Below are 21,868 nucleotides of genomic sequence, written 5' to 3'. Positions count from 1 at the left end.
TCTTAGTCTATTTCAGTTTTAGTTTTCAATGGCATGTCCGTAAGAAGCCACCCAAATTTCCCATTATTTGCACCGGTTGAACATTAGGAGCATGGTTTACAGCGTGCTTTTAATTCGCTTTTAACCAAAATCTTAATCATTTCATACGACTAGAGACACAGGAATTATTTTTTCGATAATTCCTGTGCTATGTCACACCTTTAAAAAATAAAGGAAGAATAATGGTGAAAACAAAGCGAGAAACCTTAAGGAAAACGAATTTAATCGATAGCCCCTTCTTTCGAGTCTTTGCAAAAAACTACTTAGACTATTTAGGGAATAGCAATCCAACATACAAACAGCTAGCCGAAATCCAAGCCTTACTTTCCAATACCTGGATACGACTACCGATTTGTTTCGACCTGCGTTTAAGTGAGCAAGAAAAGCAGTGCCTCTATTTATCCGCCCAAGGCAAAGGGCTTAAAGAAATTGCAGCGTTTCTCAATGTCTCCATGCGACGAGTGACTCAATATCGGCAAGCTATCTTTAAAAAATTAGGATGCAGGAATATAACCAGCGCAATTATTGTAGGCATTCGCTATGGGGTCATTAAGGAGGAGGATGTACTGGAAGATTAACTTGGTTTGGTAAGTTGCAAATTTCACGTCCTGTGTCAGCACATCCGTGTGCTGGCTCCCTTTTCACGGACCTCTTGTCCTGATATTTGCAACTTCCAATCATGCCAGTATGACTTAATTGGTCATGCTCGTCATTAAGACAAACCAGGTAAATAATGTGAGAAATATCTTACAAATCGTCAAGCTGATGCTTTAGCAAGTATCATTTATTAAATCATAGCGGCGGCTATTTAACTTAAACACTAATCATTTGGTTTATAATGCATTTAATTTTTACTATTTTAAATATACCCCCCATTTATACCCCCGCCAACATTTCCTATCTCTAATTTATTATAATGACATGTCGATATAATATTAAATTTTCGACATATTATACGTATATGTTTATACCATCGACACATTCTAAAAACATGTCGATAAAATTGGAAAATATCGACATGTTTTCTTGACATGTCTACCGCATCGACATATCCTTAAAACATGTCGATAAAATTGGAAAATTTAAACATTATGAAAATTGATGTAACTAAAGCATACAATGAATTGCCTGCACTGCCTCCTAAACAGGATATAGAAACTAAAAAATACTGAAAGTGTGCATTGAAGCACGTGCGTCTTTAGCAGAACTGAGAAAAGCAGCAGAAATGTTACCAAACCAAAGCGTTTTAATAAACTCTTTGCCTTTGTTAGAAGCTCAAGCAAGCTCAGAGATTGAAAATATAGTGACTACAACAGATAAGTTATTCCAATATGCTAATAGCAACTCCGCGACTAATATAGATCCAGCTACAAAAGAGGCTTTACGTTACAGAACTGCTTTGAGAGAAGGCTTTGAATCTATTAAATCTCGGCCATTAAATACGGTCTTAGCAGAGAATTTATGTTCAACCTTGCATGGCGTTGAAATGACAGTAAGAAGGGTTCCGGGAACAACGCTCTCTAATCAAGCAACTGGAGAAATAATTTATACTCCTCCTGAAGGCGAAGCGCTTTTAAGGAAAAAGCTCCATAATTGGGAAGTATTTTTACATGATCAGAATGATATTGACCCATTAATAAAAATGGCTATAGGGCATTATCAATTTGAAGCAATTCACCCATTTACTGATGGGAATGGGCGAACGGGAAGAATTTTAAATATATTGTATTTAATCGAGCGAGAACTATTAACCATACCTGTTCTTTATTTGAGCCGTTATATTATCAAGCATAAGAAAGAATATTACCAAAATCTCTTAAATGTAACTCTAAAAGAGGATTGGGAGTCTTGGATTATTTACATGTTAAATGCCGTCGCAAATACATCCCAATGGACTTGCAATAAGATTAAGAACATTATCGGCCTAATGGAAGAAACCGTGGAGTATGTAAAAATAAACAACCTAAAATATATTCAAGAGAATTAGTAGAACTCCTTTTTGTACAGCCATACTGTAGAATTTCTAATGTAGTAGATGCAGAGATAGTAAAAAGACAAACCGCTGCCGAATATCTGCAGAAGTTTGTTAGTGAGGGCATTTTGAAAGAAATAGAAATTGGGAGAGAAAAATATATATCAATACAAGATTCATGCAAATCTTATTTAGGGACACTGATTAAAGTAATACAGTGCAGCATTTATGGTTAATGATATTTGAAAGACTTAAAAATGCAGATAAAAGACATGGACACGATAGTATCAATTGAAAAAGTCATTAAAAAATTCCAAGAGGAAAAATTTTTTTGTGGACTCAATTTATAAGAAATATCCAATCAAGCTTGTACAACGTGTTTTATTGCGGTTAGCAAAAAGCAATGAAGTGGGTACTATATGTCGTGGTATATATTTTAGGCCTGAAAAGAGTCGCTATTTGCCAGGTAGTCCAATTCCGCCAAGTACAGATAAAATCATTAAAGCTATTTCTAAGAAAACAGGTGAGACAATAACAGTTCATCCTGCTGTAGCTTTGAATCAGCTTGGCCTTAGTACGCAAATTCTAGTTCACGCAATTTACTATACGACTGGTCGCTCACGTTATATCAAGATTAATGATGAAAATAGAATTAAACTTGTGCATGTGAGTCCTAGAAAAATAGTCATGCCAAATACAGTAACATGTCATGTAGTTACTGCTTTGTGGTATGAGGGTAAGGAATATTTAAAACCTCGAATAGTTAAGAAGCTTCATGAACGTCTAAAGGATAAATATTTCAATGAGGTTTTAATGCATCTTGATAAGATGCCAGCATAACCTATTCATTTAAATAAGGGAGAAGATAATGCGATTTAATGTAGAAGAGTATGGCCTTGATCCTAAAGTTTTTCTAGAAGCTGTTATTCGAGAAATGGATGGTAACAATGAGATTCCATGTGAGGCAAAAGCCCCATTTCACTTGTTAGGTATGATGATTACGTCTCAATATGAGATGATAGAGATGCCTCGATACGATACAGAAAAATACCGCAAACTTCTAGCAACATCAGATCAACGAATAAAAGATGAATTGGACGTAGAAGTTGATAACGTTCTTCCCTATATTTTGCAAGCAGGGATTAAAAGCGTAATTGATGCTCGTCAAGTGGGCAATCTACAGAATATTTATGCTTGTGTTAAAGGTGCCATTAAGGGGTTTAGGTCAGCAAATTACCATTTTATGCTGTGGCATATTATGCGAATAATTACAGTGAAAAACAAATACGGATGAGTGGAGATCCTGAGTGGATTATTTTAGTGTATTCGCATGTATTATGTGAATAATTAACCCTAGGGTTAGGCCACCTGTTTGTTTCGCATAATACAAGAAAAAGGTGCTGGTTTATTCGTATATGTCTACTTATGCGAATAATTTGGGGGCTAAAAACAAGCTATTTTAGGCTAAAATTCACTTTTTCATGTTTTTGAAAAATTTTGTAAATTCATTGGGTTAGAGCAAGACAGCATAAAATGGTAATTTGCTGACCTAAACCCCTAAATCTCCTCACTGGATCTGGTATGACCTACATGGCGATCAATCACTGAAAGCTGAATTACCTGAGTTAACACAAAAGCTAATCGAAGGCGGTATGATTCACGAGAAAGAGTGTGTAAAAGATTTAGAAAAATAACGGTTGATGAAACTATCTCGGAACAGGATGCTGAAAAACAAACCCTCGAATACATGAGGGTAGGAGCGGAATTAATTTATCAAGGAGTGATCTCCTATGTTGAAGGGAATATAAAATTCAAAGGACGTCCGGATTTTCTAAAAAAATGTGAGGGTTCTTCCAATTTTGGTGACTATTACTACATGCCAATCGAAATTAAAAATTCCAAAAATTGCGATATATTGAATCTGGTGTAAATGAACTTGCTCAGGAGAAACTACCTGATTTATTGCGTTTGAAATACCGTGCGATTGAAGATGCAAAAGATAAACTGGGCAGCATAGATGATATTAGGAATACGTTCATTCATTTTCAAAAACATCTCTATCAAGCGCATTCACAACGATTATAAAAACACGTAGCTTGCTGATAGCCTAAACACTTTTTAATAATGGAATAACGTTGTTCTGATCTTGTAGTTTCTCTAGGTAATCGGCCCACCACTGCATCATAGTACGTCGCTCAGGAAGGTATTCAGCATAGTTGTATGCTGCGCGAATGTTATTGCGCTCAGCATGCGCTAACTGCCGCTCAATGGCATCACGGTTCCAACCGTTTTCATTGAGAAGAGTGGACGCCATACTTCTAAAACCATGCCCTGTCATTTCAGCAGAGGTATATCCTAAACGCCGCAATGCCGCCAATACTGTATTTTCACTCATAGGACGAGATGCGGATCGCAAGCTGGGAAATAAATATTTTCCTGATCCCGTATAGGGATATAACTCATTAAGAATGTCAATGGCTTGTGTACAAAGTGGTACAATATGCTGCTCTTTCATCTTCATTTTTTCTGCTGGTATTCGCCATTCTGCTTTATGCAGATCAAACTCAGTCCATTCGGCATGCCTCAACTCTCCTGGTCTTACAAAAAATAAGGGTGCTAATTGCAGGGCACATTTTGTAACTAAGTGGCCGTGGTATTCGTTGATAGCACACAGCAGCTTACCAATTTCAACTGGATCTATAATGCTGGCATGGTGATTTTGTTTCACCGGTGCCAGTGCGCCACGTAAATCAGCAGCAGGATTACGTTCAGCCTTACCAATAACGATGGCATAACGAAAGACTTGTCCACAAATTTGCGAAACCCGATGCGCTGTTTCAACTGCCCCTCTATTTTCAATACGACGTAATGCAGAAAGAATATCTGGGGCGTTCACTTCATCAATTGGGCGCTTACCAATCCAAGGAAAAATATTTTGTTCAAGACGAATTAAAATACGTTCACCATGGCTTTTGCTCCATTTGGGCGAAAATTTAGCATGCCATTCACGCGCAACAGCCTCAAAGCTGTTCTCATCCGCCATTTTCTTTGAGCGCTTAATTGAGTTTTTAAGATTCCAGGATCAATGGTATTGGTTAATTGGCGACGTGCTTCATCGCGTGCATCCCTGGCGGCAGATAAACTCACATCAGGAAAGGCGCCAAAAGAGAGCTTCTTCTCAACGCCTGAAAAGCGATACTTAAACTTCCAAAGCTTTGAACCATTAGGATTCACTAAAAGGTACAGGCCTTTCTCATCAGCCATTTTATAAGGCTTCTCTTTCGGTTTAGCGCTCTTTATTTCTACAACAGTTAGGCTCTTGGGGGCTTTTAATGAATCTTGTTGGACGAAGGATAAATAAAAAAGGCCTGTATATCAAGACCTATAGGATGTTTTTGGATGTCTTGGGTATTCAATATGGTGGAGGCGGCGGGAATCGAACCCGCGTCCGCAAATCCTCTGCCGTCAGCTCTACATGCGTAGCCTTGTCTATTAAGTTAACCGTGGCCCCTCCGACAGGCAGGATGGTACACGGCGATTCCCTTGATTTAACACCTTGATGCGGGACGGACCAAGATGCGAGCTTATCTTCTATGACCGTTGATTCGATACCGGTAAGCAAGCTCGGTCAACGGGGCGCTGGTTTTATGGCAGCGCACGGTGCGGTTACACTATCAAAGCTTACGCAGCGATAGCTTCACCTGCAAAGTTTTCATCGTTTGCATTTATATTTAGTGAGTCTGATTTACGAGAGTTCTCATTCTCGGCATGCACTTCAGGTTTCGCAACCCACGTCGAAACCAGGTCGCCCCCTTTTTTGTACACTTTTATTATAACACATAACACTCGGGACTAGTTCAACTTTGCCTCAATTATTTTCATGAGAAGCCTATGCCTGGCTTGCGGACAAACAAGCCAGGGCATTTACACTAGTTTAATGCCATTGTGACGCAGCAGGGCATCCACCGTTGCTGCACGGCCTCTGAAACCATGGTAGGCCTCGGCGGCTTTCTTCGAACCACCGGCTTCCAATATAAAATGGAGGAAGTCGTGTCCTGCCTGGGTATTAAAGATCCCCTCTTCTTCGAAGCGGGCGAAGGCGTCGCTGGAGAGTACTTCTGCCCATTTATAACTGTAATAGCCAGCCGCATAGCCGCCGCCAAAGATATGGGAGAAACTGTGTTGAAAACGATTGTAAGGTGCAATCGGGACAACGGTCGTTTGCCTGCGTACTTCAGCGAGTGTTTTGCTGATAAATTCGGGTGTACGGGGGGTAAATTCCAGATGAATGCGAAAATCAAACAAAGAAAATTCTAACTGACGCATCATCGCCATTGCGGATTGAAAATTTTTAGCGGCCAGTAATTTTTCAAATAGCTCATCAGGCAAATGTTCGCCGCTATCCACATGTTGCGTCAATAATTGCAGGGCCTTTTGTTCCCAACACCAGTTTTCAAAAAATTGGCTGGGTAATTCAACCGCATCCCATTCCACACCGTTAATACCAGAAGCACCGAGATAATTAACTTTGGTTAATACATGATGTAAGCAATGACCAAACTCATGAAATAACGTTAAGACCTCATCATGGGACAAGGTAGCCATTTTCTTTCCAGCCGGCTTGGCAAAATTACAGGTCAAGGTAGCAACAGGTCGTTGAATGCTGCCGTCAGCCAGTTTGCGTCGACTTTGGCAAGAATCCATCCACGCGCCACCACGTTTATGTTGGCGAGCAAACAAATCAACATAGATGTAGCCGCGTACTAGTCCTTTCTCATCAGACAGGCGATAGCACTTGACATCAGGATGCCAAATATCAACATCGTTAACTTCTTCCAGCGTCATACCATACAGTTTATTGATGATGCTAAATAATCCTTCCATCACTTTAGCAAGAGAAAAATAGGGGCGTAGCTCTTCTTGTGAAATCGCATACTGTGCCTGTCTTTTTTCTCTGATATATAGGTGACATCCCAAGGTTCAAGCTTGGTTATGCCATAGTGTTTTTGAGCAAATTCCTGCAACTCCTGGAACTCTGTTTCTGCTTGATGATGAGCGCGAATGGATAAGTCCATCAAAAAATCAATGACCTGTTTTGGCGATTCAGCCATTTTAGTCGCGAGTGATAATTCCGCGTAATTGGCAAAACCTAATAGTTGTGCTTTCTCATGGCGGAGAGCCAGAATCTCACTCATGACTTTACTATTATCAAATTTTCCGGCTTGAGGGCCTTGTTCGGAAGCACGTGTGGCATAGGCTTCATAAAAAGTTTCGCGAAGAACGCGATCGTCGGCATAAGTAATGATCGCGATATAGCAGGGAAATTCAAGGTTAAACATCCAACCGGACAAGCCTTTTTCCTTAGCTAATTCAGCTGCAGCATGCAAAGCATGCTCAGGTAAACCCGCCACACGCGTTTCATCGGTAATAGGCAGGCTAAATGCTTGAGTAGCATCCAGAACATTGTTTTCAAATTGATTGGATAATTCGGATAAACGTGTTTGAATGGCCTCAAAACGCTGTTTCTTTTCTGCTGATAAAGCAACACCAGCCAGTTCAAAATCACGCAGGGTATCTTCAACAATCTTTTGCTGAACAGAATCCAAGGTTTCTTTCGTTAACGACTTAACCGCATCATATAAATCATGGTTATGGCCAATGGCTGCTTCATAAGCGGACAACTTAGGCAAGCAGGCTTGATAACATTCGCGTAGTGCTTTGGAATTAACGACAGCGTGTAAATGAGCTAAGGGTGACCAAAAGCGCTCGAGGATATCATCCATGTCTTCCAGCGGATGCATTAGATTATCCCAGGTATAATGAGCATTATTTTGCGTCAGAATGGTATTTATCTGCTGAAGATTGTTTTGCAAAAGGGTATCAAGGCGGTTGACAAAACTCGCTGGGTCGAGAGAAGTAAATTGCGGCAAACTAACGATTGACATTAAAGATCCTCAAGGCTACCAAAGCCCTAAGGATAGCACCGAACTTATTGAACCTCCACGTCTTTACATAAACCGTGAGTTAGGCGTACTGGTAGGGTCAATGGGGTCAATGGGGTGGTCGCTATGTGACAAACGGGACTTGGGCAAGCTAGGTTCGCTGTTTGAATGACGCATCCCTTTGGCATTAGTACCGAGCTTTCCCATCTCCACATACTCTCCTTCCGATAATTCAGCATCATGATAAGGTAAGTCGACAATCTCGTGAGATCGAAACAAGGTTAATCCAGCTTCATAAATTGACTTGCCAGTTTTGTCACTCAACCCCATGACTTTATCTGCTGGCCTTATTTGCTCTAACCCCCGGATATATCGATTAACCATAAAGGTAGTCATTAATACGATCAAAGCACCGACAAAGGGAACAAGCGGGTTAACAGCCAAAGCAGGGAAGGCGAAACACATACCAAACATGAGCATATGGGTGTTAACTAACGTGACAAATAATCGTCGCTCTTCAAAATCTATTCGCTGATCCAAATGCTTACGATAGCTTTTTAGCTCTAAGAATTCGTCGGTCCCTTCGCCCATTTGTCGTGCCATGTCGTCATAAATCGTTTGCAGGCCGCTTAAACGTTTGTGTTCAATGTGCACGCGCAAACGAGCCCAGAGGACATCAAAGAGAAAGATACTCAGAGTCAAATACATGCCAATAGGTGCCAAAGGCCCTGTTAGAACAAAACAGTTCAGTAATCCGGAGGTCATCCATAAAGAATCATTACCCAACTCAGACCATCGACGCTGCAATTGGGCTTGAAAACGTAACCGTGCTCCCAGGCTTTCTTCCTTTGCATTCATCCACCAGTGAGGAACAACATGTTTTAACAAAAAAATGCTGTTTACTGTTAATCTGGGTGCAAAAAACAACCAGGAAGCATGGCTAAGGATTGGAGCAATGTAAGGATCAATTGTCGCCACATAGCGGCCATAGAATTCAAAATCTTTCAGTAGTGGTATTAGTGTGGTAAGAAGACGTCTGGTACGTGCAGCCATTAAACGGGAATAATTCCAATTGGAAAAAAGCCTCTCACGCCATGGGCAGACCAGGACGATAGTACAATCACTTTGTCATCTGGGTCGCTAAAAGCATAGTTTTGCGTCGCTAATAACTCTCGAAATATTTTTTCTCATTCTGAAAACGCAAGACTTCACGAGGTACAACTAGGAAATCACGGTAAACGTGGGTTAATAGTTCCGCCATCATTAAGGCAGCAACCAACTGTGCAACGAGCTCTTCTTTACTAACGTCTGGACGAGTAAAATCGTGGGCAAGTCGAGTGCAAAGTACACTGTATTCCGTCATCAGCACAGGATGCATCAGGATCATTGGATGAAAGAACGTAGCAGGCTTCTTAGCTAGCTCCTTATCAAATTCCCAATTTGTTTTATCGTTATCTCCTGGTTTCGTAACACGTACTTCACCAATTAACGAACCTAAACGTCGCAACACTGCTGCAGTCATACAACCCCGAAAAGTGAGTTAAACGAAAAAATAATCGCAAAAAATAATCAAAAAGTAAAATTTAAATGAATTTAACTATTATTTACTCCACAAAAGCTCATTATTGTGCATTATTATTACAATAAGCACGCCGCTAACTTGCTGAATAGAATCTTCTGAGCGACAATAGTGCCCCTAATGATTGCATAAGAGAACGCATGAGTCTTTCTAATGATTTAGCCAATGCTATCCGTTTTTAAGTATCGATGCTGTTGAGCAAGCCCAATCTGGGCACCCAGGCATGCCCTTGGGCATGGCAGATATTGCCACGGTGCTATGGAAGAAATTCCTTAAGCACAATCCTAAAAACCCCCATTGGTTTGATCGGGATCGTTTTGTTTTATCAAACGGCCATGGCTCTATGCTGCTTTATTCCTTATTGCATTTAACGGGCTACAACTTAAGTCTGGATGAGCTTAAACATTTCCGTCAATTACATTCCAAAACACCAGGGCATCCTGAGCATGCTGATACACCTGGTGTTGAAACAACAACAGGCCCTTTGGGGCAAGGGCTTGCCAATGCCGTTGGTATGGCTATCGCAGAAAAATTATTGGCAAACCAATTTAATCGTCCCGAGCTGGAACTGATTAATCATCATACGTATACCTTTGTCGGTGATGGCTGCCTGATGGAAGGTATTTCTCATGAAGCCTGTTCTCTCGCCGGTACATTGGGATTGGGTAAGCTAATTACTTTTTATGATGACAATGGCATCTCCATTGATGGCAAGGTAGAGGCCTGGTTTACGGATGATACTGCAAACCGCTTTAAGGCGTATCATTGGCAAGTGATTGGCCCTATTGATGGCCATGATCCCAGTGCTATTGAAAAAGCAATCGAACAAGCTCGTCAGGAAACGAAAAAACCGAGTTTGATTATTTGTAAAACGGTGATCGGTTATGGTTCACCTGTGGCTGGTAGCGAAAAAGCACATGGTGCCCCCTTGGGAGCTGCTGGTATCGCCAAGGTACGAGAAAATTTTCATTGGCCACATCCACCGTTTGTAATTCCTGACGCACTTTACGCAGCATGGAATCATGTCGAGCAGGGACAACATGACGAAAACCAATGGCTGCAAGGTTGTCAGGCTTATCAGCAACGCTATCCAAAAGATTACCAAGAATTTTTACGCCGTATTAATGGCGATTTACCCGACAACTGGCCAGCTTTAAGCACTGCTTTTATCGAGCAATGTCGTAGTAACGATAAAGCGCAGGCAACTCGTAAAAGTTCTCAGCAATGCATCGAGCAATTTGCTCGTATACTGCCAGAAATGTTGGGTGGTTCTGCTGATTTAACAGGTTCCAACAACACGGATTGGTCTGGTAGTAAAGCGATTAGTGCGGAGGATTTTTCCGGTAACTACCTTTTTTATGGCGTACGCGAATTCGGTATGGCAGCGATTATGAATGGTCTGGCCTTGCATGGCGGCTTTATTCCTTATGGCGGTACCTTCTTGGTCTTTGCCGATTATGCTCGTAACGCAGTCCGTCTCAGTGCATTGATGAAACAGCGCATTATTTATGTTTTTACTCATGATTCAATCGGTCTGGGTGAAGATGGTCCTACTCATCAACCCATAGAACACGCAGCGATGTTACGCATGACCCCCAATATGCAGGTATGGCGACCCGCTGATCTGATGGAAACAGCTGTCGCTTGGCAACAGGCACTCGAGCATCATACTGGTCCATCTAGCCTCCTGTTATCAAGGCAGAATTTACCTGCTTTAAGTCATGATGCAAAAGCAGCTAAATTAATTGAAAAAGGCGGCTATGTCCTTAGTGATTGCCAAGGTTTACCCGATGCCATTCTGTTAGCAACGGGTTCAGAAGTACAACTGGCTCTTGCTGCTGCAGCACATATGAGTACACTAGGAAAAAAATCCGCGTTGTTTCTATGCCCTGTTGTGAGCGTTTTATTGCCCAGGACCATAACTACCAGGAAGATGTTTTACCCAATGCTGTCCGTAAGCGAATAGCTATTGAAGCAGCGGCTAGTAATTATTGGTACCGTTTTGTAGGTTTGGATGGCGCAGTCATTGGTATAGATCGTTTTGGTGTTTCTGCACCCGCTGCGAAAGCGTATGAATATTTAGGCCTTACTGTTGAACATATAGTAGCCGCTTTAAAAGCTCTATTTTAAAACTGACTCGCCGCGAGTCACTGTTATTCGGAGAAGTAGTATGACAATACGAGTCGCTATAAATGGTTACGGCCGCATTGGCCGTTGTATTTTGCGAGCCATTTATGAGTATAAGCGTCAAAATGAATTTAATGTGATAGCGATTAATGATTTATCGGGTATAGAAACGACTGCCCATCTTACTCGCTATGATTCCACGCATGGCCGTTTTGCCACTGAGGTACGTGTGGACGGCGATAATCTGGTTGTTGATGGCCATCCTATTCGAGTCATTGCAGAGCGTGATCCCAATGCACTGCCCTGGCAAGCCATGGAAGTTGATTTGGTATTTGAATGCACGGGCCATTTCACGAATCGTGATGCAGCCATGAAGCATATTGCGGCCGGTGCCAAAAAAGTTTTAGTTTCAGCACCTGGCAAAAATGCTGATGCCACAATTGTCTATGGTGTAAATCACGAAAGCTTGCAAGCAACAGACATCATTGTTTCCAATGCGTCCTGTACAACCAATTGTTTGGCGCCCATCGTTAAACCTTTGAATGATACGTTGGGTATTAATCACGGTTTGGTCAATACAGTTCATGCTTACACGAAGGATCAAATGTTGTTGGACGGCAGCCATAGCGATTTGCGTCGGGCCCGTTCTGCAACGCAATCTATTATTCCCACCAAAACCGGAGCGGCAGTGGCTGTCGGTTTAGTACTGCCAGAATTAGCAGGAAAATTGGATGGTTTTGCCATGCGTGTTCCTACTTTAAATGTTTCTGTTGTCGATCTCACGTTTACTGCACAACGTGAAACCAGTGTTGCAGAAGTCAATGACATTATGCGTAAAGCAAAAAATGAAATCCTACACATTTGTGAAGAGCCTCTGGTATCTTGCGATTTTAATCACTATCCAGCTTCTGCTGTGTTTGATACCACTCAAACTAAAGTGTTAGGAAATTTAGTAAAAGTAGTTGCTTGGTATGACAATGAATGGGGTTTTTCTAACCGTATGTTAGATACAGCAAACTACATGATGAATCGTTAAGGATAGTGTAATGAATCTAATAAAAATGAGCGAAATCAGTCTTCGCGGTAAACGAATACTGATTCGTGAAGATTTAAATGTTCCGATCAAAGACGGACTCATTACCAGTGACCAGCGTCTGCAAGCGGCCTTACCTACTTTGCAAGCAGCCCTCGATGAGGGAGCCGCAGTTATGGTGTTATCACATTTAGGCCGGCCAGAAGAAGGTAAATTTGATAAGCGTTTTTCTCTGCAGCCAGTCGCTGATTATTTAGTCAAGCATCTTGATTATCCAGTTCGTTTTGTGAGTGATTATTTGGATGGCGTCGATGTTAATAATGGGGAATTGGTGATTTGTGAAAACGTGCGTTTCAATATTGGTGAAAAAGCGAATGACGATGCGTTAGCCAAAAAGCTGGCTAAGCTCTGTGATATCTTCGTCATGGATGCTTTTGGTACTGCGCATCGTGCACAAGCCTCAACCTACGGCGTTGCGAAATATGCCCCTATTGCTGCAGCAGGTCCATTATTAGTTCGTGAACTGGAAGCCTTGCAGCATGTACTTAAGAGTCCTGAAAAACCTATCGTCGCTATCGTTGGGGGTGCCAAAGTATCGAGTAAATTGACTCTACTAAAACAATTAGTTGGCATGGTCGATTACTTAATTCCTGGCGGCGGTATTGCCAATACTTTTCTTAAAGCCCAAGGATTTGAAATTGGGGTTTCACTTTATGAAGAGAACTTGCTTGAAGAAGCACGTGACATTTTAGATTTGGCAGTTAAGAGTGGTTGTCAAATTCCTTTGCCTTCCGATGTGGTTGTGGGCAAATCATTCTCAGATAGTTGTCCGGCGTTCAATAAATCGTTAAGCAATGTTGCCAGCGACGATATGATTATGGATATCGGTCCTGAAACAGTAAGCCGTTATGTTGATATCATTGATGGCGCAAAAACGGTGATTTGGAATGGTCCTGTAGGTGTATTTGAATTCCCGCAGTTTGCCTATGGTACTAGAGCATTGGCCATTGCTATTGCTGATAGTTCTGCTTTTTCAATTGCTGGCGGTGGTGATACATTAGCTGCAGTGGATCAATATGATCTAAACCAGCAAATTTCTTATATATCTACAGGAGGTGGTGCATTTCTGGAGTTTCTGGAAGGTAAAACACTTCCTGCTGTTGCCATCCTGGAAGAACGCGCCAATGCAACGCCGCACTAAAATTGTTGCAACTCTCGGTCCTGCATGCAGTGATGAAAAAACGCTGCGTGCGATGCTGACTGCAGGTGTGAATGTATTGCGTGTTAATTTTTCTCACGCCAATGACACTGTCCTTGCTCTTATCAGACAAGCCAGAGCAATCGCTGCCGAATTAAAACATCCGCTCGCCATCATGGCCGATCTTCAGGGGCCGAAATTAAGGATCGGCCACTTTAAAAAGACAAAATTACTTTGCGTGATGGTCAGGCTTTTACACTTAATTGTGCAAGTCAAGAACCTGGTGATCAACATGAAGTGAGTGTTGCTTATAGCAATTTATGTTATGAGTTGACTGCCGCGGATCACCTATTGCTCGACGATGGCTTAATCGAACTGGAAGTGATGGAAGTTAAACCGCCTTTAATTCATTGTCGCGTGGTTGAAGGTGGTCTTTTGCATAGCAATAAGGGCTTAAACCGCAAAGGAGGCGGTTTGGCAGCCAGAGCGTTGACTGAAAAAGACAAGAAAGATTTAGAAACAGCGATTGCGATGGATGTTGATTATCTTTGTCTTTCTTTTGTTAAAGATGCAAAAGACATTCATGATGCGCATGCCTTATTGAAACAATTGGGTGGCATCGATATACCGATTATTGCAAAAATAGAACGAACGGAAGCGTTACATCATTTGACCGAGATTATTAACGCTGCAGATGCCATCATGGTTGCTCGGGGTGATTTGGGTGTAGAAATTGGTGCGGCCGAGGTGCCGGCCATCCAAAAGCATATTATCGAGCAAAGTCGCCGCCTGGATAAAGTAGTCATTACCGCGACTCAAATGATGGAATCCATGATTAATCAGCCACAACCTACACGCGCAGAAGTATCGGATGTTGCTAACGCGATCCTTGATGGTACAGATGCAGTGATGTTATCTGCCGAGACCGCCACTGGCCATTTTCCAGTGAAAGTGATTACCATGGTCGATAAAATTTGTCGCAGCGCAGAAAAGCATGCTGCTTTTTTCTATCAAATTGATAATGAAAGCTGCCATTATCATCGTGCTGATCAAGCGATTGCCATGGCTACTATCCATGCTGCCAATCACTTTCCTATTAAAGCAATCGTTGCACTAACTGAATCGGGAGCCACTGCTATCTGGATGTCGCGGCAACATAGCAATGTGCCTATTTATGCAGTAACAGCGAATGCCCGCACGGTAAATAAATTAAGTTTAGTCACGAATGTGTTCCCTATTTTGCTTGACTACCATCACCTGGCAAATGAAGCAATTAATGATCAAGTCATTGCTTATCTTTTAGAACTTGGTTTATTAGAGAATAATGCGTATGTGCTCTTAACAAGAGGACGTCTAATTGGCAAAGCGGGTGGAACAAATTGTATGGAAATCATCCGCGCTATGGGCTAGTGTTGGGGCTTAGTCCCCGCGTCATTTGAAGCGAAGTGAGGGATCGCCGGAGATGAGCACCGTGACAAAAGCAGAGATTACTCTATAGATTGGGAGGTTTTTTCAAATAACGTTCAACAAACCTGAGACATTAGCATAACTAAAGCCAGTTACTCAGCGGTCTCTTCTTCCATTTCAACCTTACGTGACAATCCTAATTTTTCTTTCAAGCGGGCTATAGCATCGGGATCAAACTGACGCGACGTTTTATGCTTGACGACTACCGCTGCTGAGCGTTGCGGCTGTACTAAGGCATTTTGCGCACTAAAAGCAGGTGTTCGCTCCGGATAAGGAATAAATTCTTGCGTCTGGTTAATGCCATGTGAGGATGGTTTGTTATAATTAGTAGATGTTTTAACCGGTACTGTTTTACGGGCATTCCGCGCGCTTTTTTCAATACGTTTTCTAATTTTGTTAGCTGCTTTTTCTGCTTCCTCGTCTGTCACCAACGCAGTAGGCGCACCCGTTAAATCAACCCGCATTTCACGCGCTTTCAGGCAAGTTAAATAATCAATACGACGAGTAAACAAAACAACGGCTTCACGCAATTTACTTTTTGAGATGCCTGCTTCGGCAGCCTTATCGGCATAGGCCAAAACATCATTCATGATACCAATTTTTAGTGGGCGAATGTGTAGGCTATTGTCAAATACCTCAGGGAAGGTCGCTGCAAGCCAAACTAAGGCTTCATTACGCGCTTTTTTTGATTGATTTTTTTGTGTTTTATTAAGTATTGCTGTGCGTGGATGAAGTTCTTGCCTTCTCATTGTACTACCCTTGTTAGATAACGCTTAACTGCTACAGCAAAAGACTAGGCCGCTAGAATATACTTGAAAAAAGTTGCGGGATATCGTTTCGCTGTATTGGAAAAAAATTTTCGTCTCAAAATGCGCATACAATGTACAGCGTTTAAATCCCATTTGCAAGCTTTGCGTTAAAAAGGAAAATATCAAATTTTGATGCTTCAGCAAGTGTTCACATGGGACAAACGGAAGGCAAAGAAAAACAGAACTTGCTTCTTCCTAAATAAAATTTAAGGTGGTTGTACTAGGGTTCATAGTTCGGTATATACTTTAGCTAGTGTAATGTGAAGGTTATTAGCATGATAAAACGTATGTTCATGACATTTCTTGCTGTTTTCTTTCCTTGGATCATACTGCTGATGGAGGATAATCCTGGTGGCAGTGTGGTAGCATTGCTTATGCAAGCTACAGTTATTGGTTGGATTCCTGCAAGTTTGTGGGCCTTGCGCATCGTTAATGAACAAGCAATGGCAGACCGTGTCGCACGCGCAGAAAAAGTTGTTAAAGACGCGCAACAAAAACGAAAGAAAAAGAAACCAAAGAATAAGAAACACGCAGTACTCTTATTGTTTAATTGGAGATAGCATGCCCGCTCGAGTAATTGTAAATGGCGCCCAAGGAAAAATGGGAATGCTCGCCTGTGAAACCATTAAAAATCATCCTGATTTTGAATTGGTAGCAGGGTTGGGCCACCAGGATAATCTGCGCCAGGCAATTAGAGAAAAACAAGCAACGATCGTTATTGATCTTACACGGGCTGACTCGGTCTATGAGAATAGCTTAACCATTATTGAAAACGGTGCTCATCCTGTTATAGGTACCAGTGGTCTTATTGAGGAACAAATTCAACATCTGCAACGTTTATGTGCCGAACAAAAATTGGGCGGTATTATTGTACCCAATTTCTCAATTGCTGCTGTCTTGATGATGCGTTTTGCCGCCCAGGCAGCTCGTTTTCTTCCTGAGGTGGAAATTATTGAAGCGCATCACCAACAAAAATTTGATGCTCCCTCAGGTACCGCTATGAAAACTGCAGAAATGATCGCAAAGGCAAGACGCCAAGAGAAAAGGGAGCTCCCTTCACACGAACTCATACCAGGAGCACGCGGCTGCTCTCATCAAAATGTTAATATTCACTCTCTTCGTCTGCCAGGTATTCTTGCTCGCCAGCAAGTTATTTTTGGCAGTAGTGGTGAAACCTTAACGTTGACTCATGATAGCATCGATAGAGCATCCTTTATGCCCGGCATTATTCTATCTTGCCAACGAGTACAGCAGTTGGATTCCCTTTACTATGGCCTGGAACAACTCCTGGAAGCTTGATTCTTGTAAATACGCTGCTAGTAAACAGTGATTGGTTGTCGGTTTTCTTGGAAAAATTGCTTTTTAATTGCAATTAGATGTTCCAGTTGCTGTTCATATATTGTCTCAGGTTCAGCATGCTTGAATAAAGAAAGAATACTATCATAAAGCATTTGCGTCGCTTTATCGCGGGTTGAAGACGTTTCTGGACGCTGATGAACAATATGGTAAATCTCGGCGAGGGTCTTCGTCATATGCGCACTGGAGTAGGTACCGGGAGTATTCAATAATTGTTTGATCTGATCAACGCCGGTTGGTGGCGCAGGATAAAAAGGAAAGCTATACGTTTTCTTTTCCCATTGTTCCTTTTCTTCGACAATAATTTTTATCTGCTCAACTAATTTTTTTGATTCGCCTTGGACAACTTCTGGACTGCGATAACACAGGCAGCGAAATTGGGCGTAATGCGTGCACTGGCATCACCAATTTTTTCCGACTTCATTATTGGTTGCTATTACATCATCAACACTTAGAGCCTTTTTTCCTAATTTATCACAGATAGCCTCAGCAATATCAGCAGGCCAATAATTCGCTGGCGTTTTAATACTATCGGCTCCTGGCGCATTTTGCCCGGCATGTTCCGCACCATGTCTTGATATATACAATTCGACAACCAGTTTCACAAAATTTCTGCGTGCCGCTCCTGTATCAGTAAAACCAGGCCAGCGATCATATAATTCCCGATACAACAACATGGCATCGGTATGGATTATTTCGATTGCTTTTCTGTCCTTACCACTCACGCAGGATCCATAACTAACGCCATCCATGTGCATGATTAACAGATTTTCGAGAGAGCTTAAGAAGAGTTCTCGGCCAGAATAATCAAGGAGCGTCGCTGACCCAAAAGGAGAATTTAATACGGCTCGATATTCTTTTGCCAATGCAGTCAAATCATCGAGACCTTGCTTATAAGTCTCAAAGGTCTGATTCTGCTCGGAATTAAGCCGGTTATGTATTATAAACAGATGTTGACTAACGACGTCCTGCCAATCAGGTAACTGTTGTAATTCCTGATAGTTTGTATGAAATAATTCTGTCAGATTTTCTTTTAATGACTTAGAGCCCAAGTCATAGAAATTACTCGGACTTAATCCATCTTGCAACGCTTCCTTGTAGACATTTATCGCAGCACATGCCTCTCCCACGAGCTCTTGAATTTGGTCATAACTCCAATGGCCTTCTAATTCAGGTAATTGACTCAGAACGGAGTGAGCCTCTGCTTGTTGTAACAAAGCCAGGCATCCTGGATCTGTGGCTGGAGTAGGGTAAAGTACTCGCACCATATTGAATGGGTGATTGGTGGAAAAAAGTAACTTGGCACCCTCTTTTTGTGCTGTTGCAACTGCCTTTTTCCGGTGCTGTTCAAGCAGATAGTCAGGCATAAAACCACTAAGCAATTTGACTGGGCTGATTAAGGTTTGCAGCAGTAACCTTCTATTTGCGGCAATATTTCTAATTTTCGCCAGGTTTCTTAGCGTATACAACTCACCTATCTGATGGAGCTGGTCAGCGACATCACGGGATGCCAGATGACTTGAACGCAATTTGGCTGGAAATTTCTTCGTTATGTTACCCTCATGATCGAGGAGGAATAATTGATGTTCAGCAAAATTAGCCAGTATAGGTAAAGTACGTAAACGGCTTGGTATAAAAGAAATAGCATCTTCCACTCTTTCAACCTGAGCCAGAACTGCATTAAGAAAACGCTGTTCATAATCGGTCAGGGTTAAATACCAATATGGTAAAGACTTCAACTGAGTTATTTCCTCAAATTCAGATGAATTGCTGGTACACATTTTTTGTAGTCGTGCTTCCAATGCTTGCAGATTGTTATTTACTTCCTTGACTGTAATCGTGGGAGAAACCAAATTGCTGATGAGATTCTGATGATTGGTAGACAAATCGGTAAACCAGGCAGGGAGATTATTTCCCCCAGCAGCAATATTTCTAAGTTCTTCTTGTAAGGAAGATTTTGTTTTTATCTTAATCCAGACCGAGAGTAATTTGTTCAGATCAATCGCTAAATTTTCAAGTGAATTGATATGGGTTTTGCTGCCATGGAAATAGGCTTGCTGATAAAGAGGTAAGCGGCGAAACCAAGTTGGCGTGGCGAGTAGTTTATCCTTTTTGATCCACTGTAAGCCAAGTTCTTTGATGGTTTTCAATTCGCTTACCGTTTCCTCTGAATAAGGCGGCAGTTGTCGATCCCATTGCAAGACAAATTCATTCTGGCTATTAACCTTGAGCGGCGTTAAGGTCGCTAAATCAGCACGACCTTCGTGCATAAGGACATATTGATCGGCTTTATTTAATTGTTCCGTAGCTATCTTCTTCATTTCCTCCAGCTTTTTTTGTGCGATAGTCTTACGATCACTAAACATGGATATTTCCGTGCTCTCCTCTGGTGGCCAATCGTAATAATCAACGATTGCACCAATTAGCAAAGCAGTATATTGGGAGAGAATGTTCTGATAGTCTTCAATTGAACCATGAGAAGGTAATTTGCATAGTTTTTACACCAATCAAGATAGTTTTTAATAAGGAAGTTTCTATTTTGAGTGGTTGAGTATCGAGAATAAATAGGAATGCTTTCTCCAGACTATCGAGGCGGCGTTGATAACTTCGTAATAAATTTGGTGATTCAGTGTAGCGCTCTAACTCAAACTCGCCAAAAATTTTTTTAAGTTCTCTAAAAGCTGCTCATTGATTTCGACGCCCTCAGCTACTCGAACAATCGATTTTTTCCCCATGTTTACTATCCCTGGTTCACATCGGTTTTTTATTATTGAATAAATCAGAACACTAGACAATTTTTATCAATAACTCTTACAAGATCTTCACCACAGTTCATGCTACACTGATTATTCTTAACAATCTGAAGGGATACGCAGATGTCGACAAAGATAGGAGATTACACCGGCTATTCAGATTTAGGCATCACTGATGCAATTGAAAATGCCCTGCAAAAAGCTGCGGAACAACATTCTTACTTTGAAATCATAGAAACGCGTGGCATCCATGGCGGTGAAGATAAACGCCATTATCAGGTGACGCTCAGTTTATTTTCTGATTGATTTAAAGTGATATCCTGAAGGAGTTTCGCAATGGCTTATACGGTTCCTCATTATATAGGTGGTAAATCCCTGCTCGAAACCACCAAAAAGTTTCATACTATTTATAATCCGGCTCATGGCGAAGCAATCGGCCAAGTTTATTTTGCCGATAAAGCGCTTTGCGATAAAACGGTAGCCATTGCCAAAGCAGCCTGGCCGTCTTGGGCAGAGACCGCGCCAGTCAAAAGAGCAAGGATTTTATTTAAATTTAGAGAATTGCTGGAAAAATATCAGCTTGATATCGCTAAGCTGGTAACACGCGAACATGGTAAAACGATAGAGGATGCCAAAGGCTCCATTTTACGCGCAATCGAAGTGGTTGAGTTTAATTGCGGCCTGGTCAATCAGCTGCAAGGGGATTTTTCTGCCGATGTATCGACTCAGGTGGATTGCCATACACAACGGCAGCCTTTGGGGGTTTGTGCCGGTGTCTCACCCTTTAATTTTCCCGTCATGGTACCAGTATGGATGATCATTCCCGCTATCGCATGTGGTAATTCTTTTATTTTAAAACCCTCGGAACAAGATCCTTCCGCGACCATTCGCTTATTTGAATTATTAACTGAAGCAGGCTTACCGGCTGGTGTGGCGAATTGTTTACAAGGTGACAAAAATACAGTCGAGCGGCTATTAGTACATCCTGATATTGCGGCATTTACTGCGGTTGCTTCAACCCCGGTTGCCGAAGCAATTTACACAACGGCCACTGCACATGGTAAACGAGCGCATACTTTCGGTGGTGCCAAAAACCATTGTGTTGTGATGCCTGATGCGGATTTTGATCAGGCAGCCAATGCAATTGTTGGCGCTGCTTTTGGTTCAGCAGGCGAGCGTTGTATGGCTCTTTCAGTTGTGGTCACTGTTGGCGATCAAACCGCTGATAAGCTCTTGGATAAATTAATACCTCTTGTCCATGCGATTCGAATTAATTCCGGCGATGAAGCTGACAGTGATATGGGTCCATTAATCAGCAGTGCCCATAGACAACGTGTTCTGGCTGCCATTGATAAAGGTGTTGAAGAAGGCGCAAAATTATTAATTGACGGCCGCTCCTTTAAGCACCCTAAACATCCAGAAGGTTATTTTCTCGGGCCATGCCTTTTTGATCAGGTTAATGATTCAATGTCTATCTATCAAAATGAAATTTTCGGTCCGGTTCTGGTAGTCGCTCGAGTTCCTAATTTTGAACAAGCTTTATCGCTGGTCAACCGCCATCAATATGGTAATGGCACAGCCATTTTCACTCGT

Annotated in this window: 19 protein-coding genes, 1 other RNA gene and 3 pseudogenes; 14 read left to right on the top strand and 9 right to left on the bottom strand. The window is 41.8% G+C overall.

Annotated elements, in window-relative coordinates:
* Positions 1 to 221 precede the first annotated feature (221 nt).
* The 6 genes from BN58_RS01850 (at position 222) to BN58_RS01825 (ending at position 4,096) form a co-directional block, all read left to right on the top strand.
* Positions 222 to 617, top strand: coding sequence for a response regulator transcription factor (locus BN58_RS01850; RefSeq protein WP_019215384.1), 396 nt, complete (start codon positions 222 to 224; stop codon positions 615 to 617).
* A 596-nt stretch (positions 618 to 1,213) separates the two neighbouring features.
* Positions 1,214 to 2,026, top strand: coding sequence for a Fic family protein (locus BN58_RS21235; RefSeq protein ID WP_198009790.1), 813 nt, complete (start codon positions 1,214 to 1,216; stop codon positions 2,024 to 2,026).
* Entirely contained in the window at positions 2,008 to 2,247 is a 240-nt protein-coding gene (locus BN58_RS37385) for a hypothetical protein (RefSeq protein ID WP_408605444.1), read from the top strand. Before BN58_RS21235 ends, BN58_RS37385 begins: the two co-directional genes overlap by 19 nt.
* A gap of 55 nt (positions 2,248 to 2,302) precedes the next feature.
* Positions 2,303 to 2,851, top strand: coding sequence for a DUF6088 family protein (locus tag BN58_RS01840; RefSeq protein ID WP_019215383.1), 549 nt, complete (start codon positions 2,303 to 2,305; stop codon positions 2,849 to 2,851).
* Between the two features lie 28 nt (positions 2,852 to 2,879).
* Positions 2,880 to 3,305, top strand: coding sequence for a hypothetical protein (locus BN58_RS01835; RefSeq protein ID WP_019215382.1), 426 nt, complete (start codon positions 2,880 to 2,882; stop codon positions 3,303 to 3,305).
* Between the two features lie 611 nt (positions 3,306 to 3,916).
* Entirely contained in the window at positions 3,917 to 4,096 is a 180-nt protein-coding gene (locus BN58_RS01825; protein WP_019215380.1) for a hypothetical protein, read from the top strand.
* Positions 4,097 to 4,118: 22 nt separating this feature from the next.
* Here the strand turns inward: BN58_RS01825 and BN58_RS21230 are convergent, their stop codons facing one another.
* From BN58_RS21230 to BN58_RS01800, 6 genes and pseudogenes are all read right to left on the bottom strand, one after another.
* Complete coding sequence (locus BN58_RS21230) at positions 4,119 to 5,054, bottom strand: tyrosine-type recombinase/integrase (protein WP_019215379.1); 936 nt, start codon at positions 5,052 to 5,054, stop codon at positions 4,119 to 4,121.
* Complete coding sequence (locus tag BN58_RS32380; RefSeq protein WP_232220257.1) at positions 4,961 to 5,275, bottom strand: Arm DNA-binding domain-containing protein; 315 nt, start codon at positions 5,273 to 5,275, stop codon at positions 4,961 to 4,963. Before BN58_RS32380 ends, BN58_RS21230 begins: the two co-directional genes overlap by 94 nt.
* Before the next feature lie 154 nt (positions 5,276 to 5,429).
* Positions 5,430 to 5,824, bottom strand: a transfer-messenger RNA (tmRNA) gene (gene ssrA, locus BN58_RS29465).
* Positions 5,825 to 5,935: 111 nt separating this feature from the next.
* A pseudogene (locus BN58_RS21225) lies at positions 5,936 to 7,956 on the bottom strand (M3 family metallopeptidase).
* Between the two features lie 63 nt (positions 7,957 to 8,019).
* Positions 8,020 to 9,006: a hypothetical protein gene (locus BN58_RS01805; RefSeq protein ID WP_019215377.1), complete on the bottom strand. Its 987-nt coding sequence runs from the start codon at positions 9,004 to 9,006 to the stop codon at positions 8,020 to 8,022.
* Positions 9,007 to 9,115: 109 nt separating this feature from the next.
* Positions 9,116 to 9,475: a hypothetical protein gene (locus BN58_RS01800; RefSeq protein ID WP_019215376.1), complete on the bottom strand. Its 360-nt coding sequence runs from the start codon at positions 9,473 to 9,475 to the stop codon at positions 9,116 to 9,118.
* 280 nt (positions 9,476 to 9,755) lie between these two features.
* Between BN58_RS01800 and BN58_RS21220 the strand changes: the two are divergent.
* The 4 genes and pseudogenes from BN58_RS21220 to pyk all read left to right on the top strand — a co-directional run.
* Positions 9,756 to 11,612 (top strand): annotated as a pseudogene (locus tag BN58_RS21220) (transketolase-like TK C-terminal-containing protein); the annotation flags it as partial.
* Between the two features lie 90 nt (positions 11,613 to 11,702).
* A complete protein-coding gene (gene gap, locus BN58_RS01790; RefSeq protein ID WP_019215374.1) occupies positions 11,703 to 12,695 on the top strand; it encodes a type I glyceraldehyde-3-phosphate dehydrogenase in 993 nt (330 codons plus the stop codon).
* A 10-nt stretch (positions 12,696 to 12,705) separates the two neighbouring features.
* Positions 12,706 to 13,893 carry a phosphoglycerate kinase gene (locus BN58_RS01785; RefSeq protein WP_019215373.1) on the top strand — a complete coding sequence of 396 codons (1,188 nt, stop codon included), beginning with the start codon at positions 12,706 to 12,708 and terminating at the stop codon, positions 13,891 to 13,893.
* Positions 13,877 to 15,300: pseudogene (gene pyk / locus BN58_RS21215) on the top strand (pyruvate kinase). The gene BN58_RS01785 and the pseudogene pyk overlap by 17 nt, the downstream one beginning before the upstream one ends.
* Positions 15,301 to 15,449: 149 nt before the next feature.
* Here the strand turns inward: pyk and BN58_RS01775 are convergent.
* The gene (locus tag BN58_RS01775; RefSeq protein ID WP_019215372.1) at positions 15,450 to 16,106 is read right to left on the bottom strand and encodes a ProQ/FinO family protein; all 657 of its coding nucleotides are present in this window, start codon (positions 16,104 to 16,106) and stop codon (positions 15,450 to 15,452) included.
* Positions 16,107 to 16,441: 335 nt separating this feature from the next.
* On the opposite strand from BN58_RS01775, the gene BN58_RS21210 reads away from it, so the two are divergent.
* Together BN58_RS21210 and dapB are read left to right on the top strand one after the other, a co-directional pair.
* Entirely contained in the window at positions 16,442 to 16,726 is a 285-nt protein-coding gene (locus BN58_RS21210) for a hypothetical protein (protein ID WP_019215371.1), read from the top strand.
* Between the two features lies 1 nt (position 16,727).
* Positions 16,728 to 17,465: a 4-hydroxy-tetrahydrodipicolinate reductase gene (dapB, locus tag BN58_RS01765; RefSeq protein ID WP_019215370.1), complete on the top strand. Its 738-nt coding sequence runs from the start codon at positions 16,728 to 16,730 to the stop codon at positions 17,463 to 17,465.
* Positions 17,466 to 17,482: 17 nt separating this feature from the next.
* On the opposite strand, the gene BN58_RS31415 is transcribed toward dapB, so the two are convergent.
* Both BN58_RS31415 and BN58_RS27955 read right to left on the bottom strand, forming a co-directional pair.
* Positions 17,483 to 17,890: a hypothetical protein gene (locus BN58_RS31415; protein ID WP_198009791.1), complete on the bottom strand. Its 408-nt coding sequence runs from the start codon at positions 17,888 to 17,890 to the stop codon at positions 17,483 to 17,485.
* Positions 17,891 to 17,923: 33 nt separating this feature from the next.
* The gene (locus BN58_RS27955; protein ID WP_019215367.1) at positions 17,924 to 19,888 is read right to left on the bottom strand and encodes a hypothetical protein; all 1,965 of its coding nucleotides are present in this window, start codon (positions 19,886 to 19,888) and stop codon (positions 17,924 to 17,926) included.
* A gap of 510 nt (positions 19,889 to 20,398) precedes the next feature.
* Here BN58_RS27955 and BN58_RS01745 point away from each other — a divergent pair.
* Both BN58_RS01745 and BN58_RS01740 read left to right on the top strand, forming a co-directional pair.
* Positions 20,399 to 20,581, top strand: coding sequence for a dodecin domain-containing protein (locus BN58_RS01745; RefSeq protein ID WP_019215365.1), 183 nt, complete (start codon positions 20,399 to 20,401; stop codon positions 20,579 to 20,581).
* A 30-nt stretch (positions 20,582 to 20,611) separates the two neighbouring features.
* Positions 20,612 to 21,868: CoA-acylating methylmalonate-semialdehyde dehydrogenase (locus tag BN58_RS01740; RefSeq protein WP_019215364.1), on the top strand; the 1,257-nt coding region annotated here is incomplete at its 3' end.

Origin of the sequence: Legionella tunisiensis, assembly GCF_000308315.1 — a bacterium.
In the GTDB taxonomy this organism is placed as follows: domain Bacteria; phylum Pseudomonadota; class Gammaproteobacteria; order Legionellales; family Legionellaceae; genus Tatlockia; species Tatlockia tunisiensis.
Note: the sequence above shows the minus strand (reverse complement) of the source record. Positions and strands in the feature narration are given on the sequence as shown.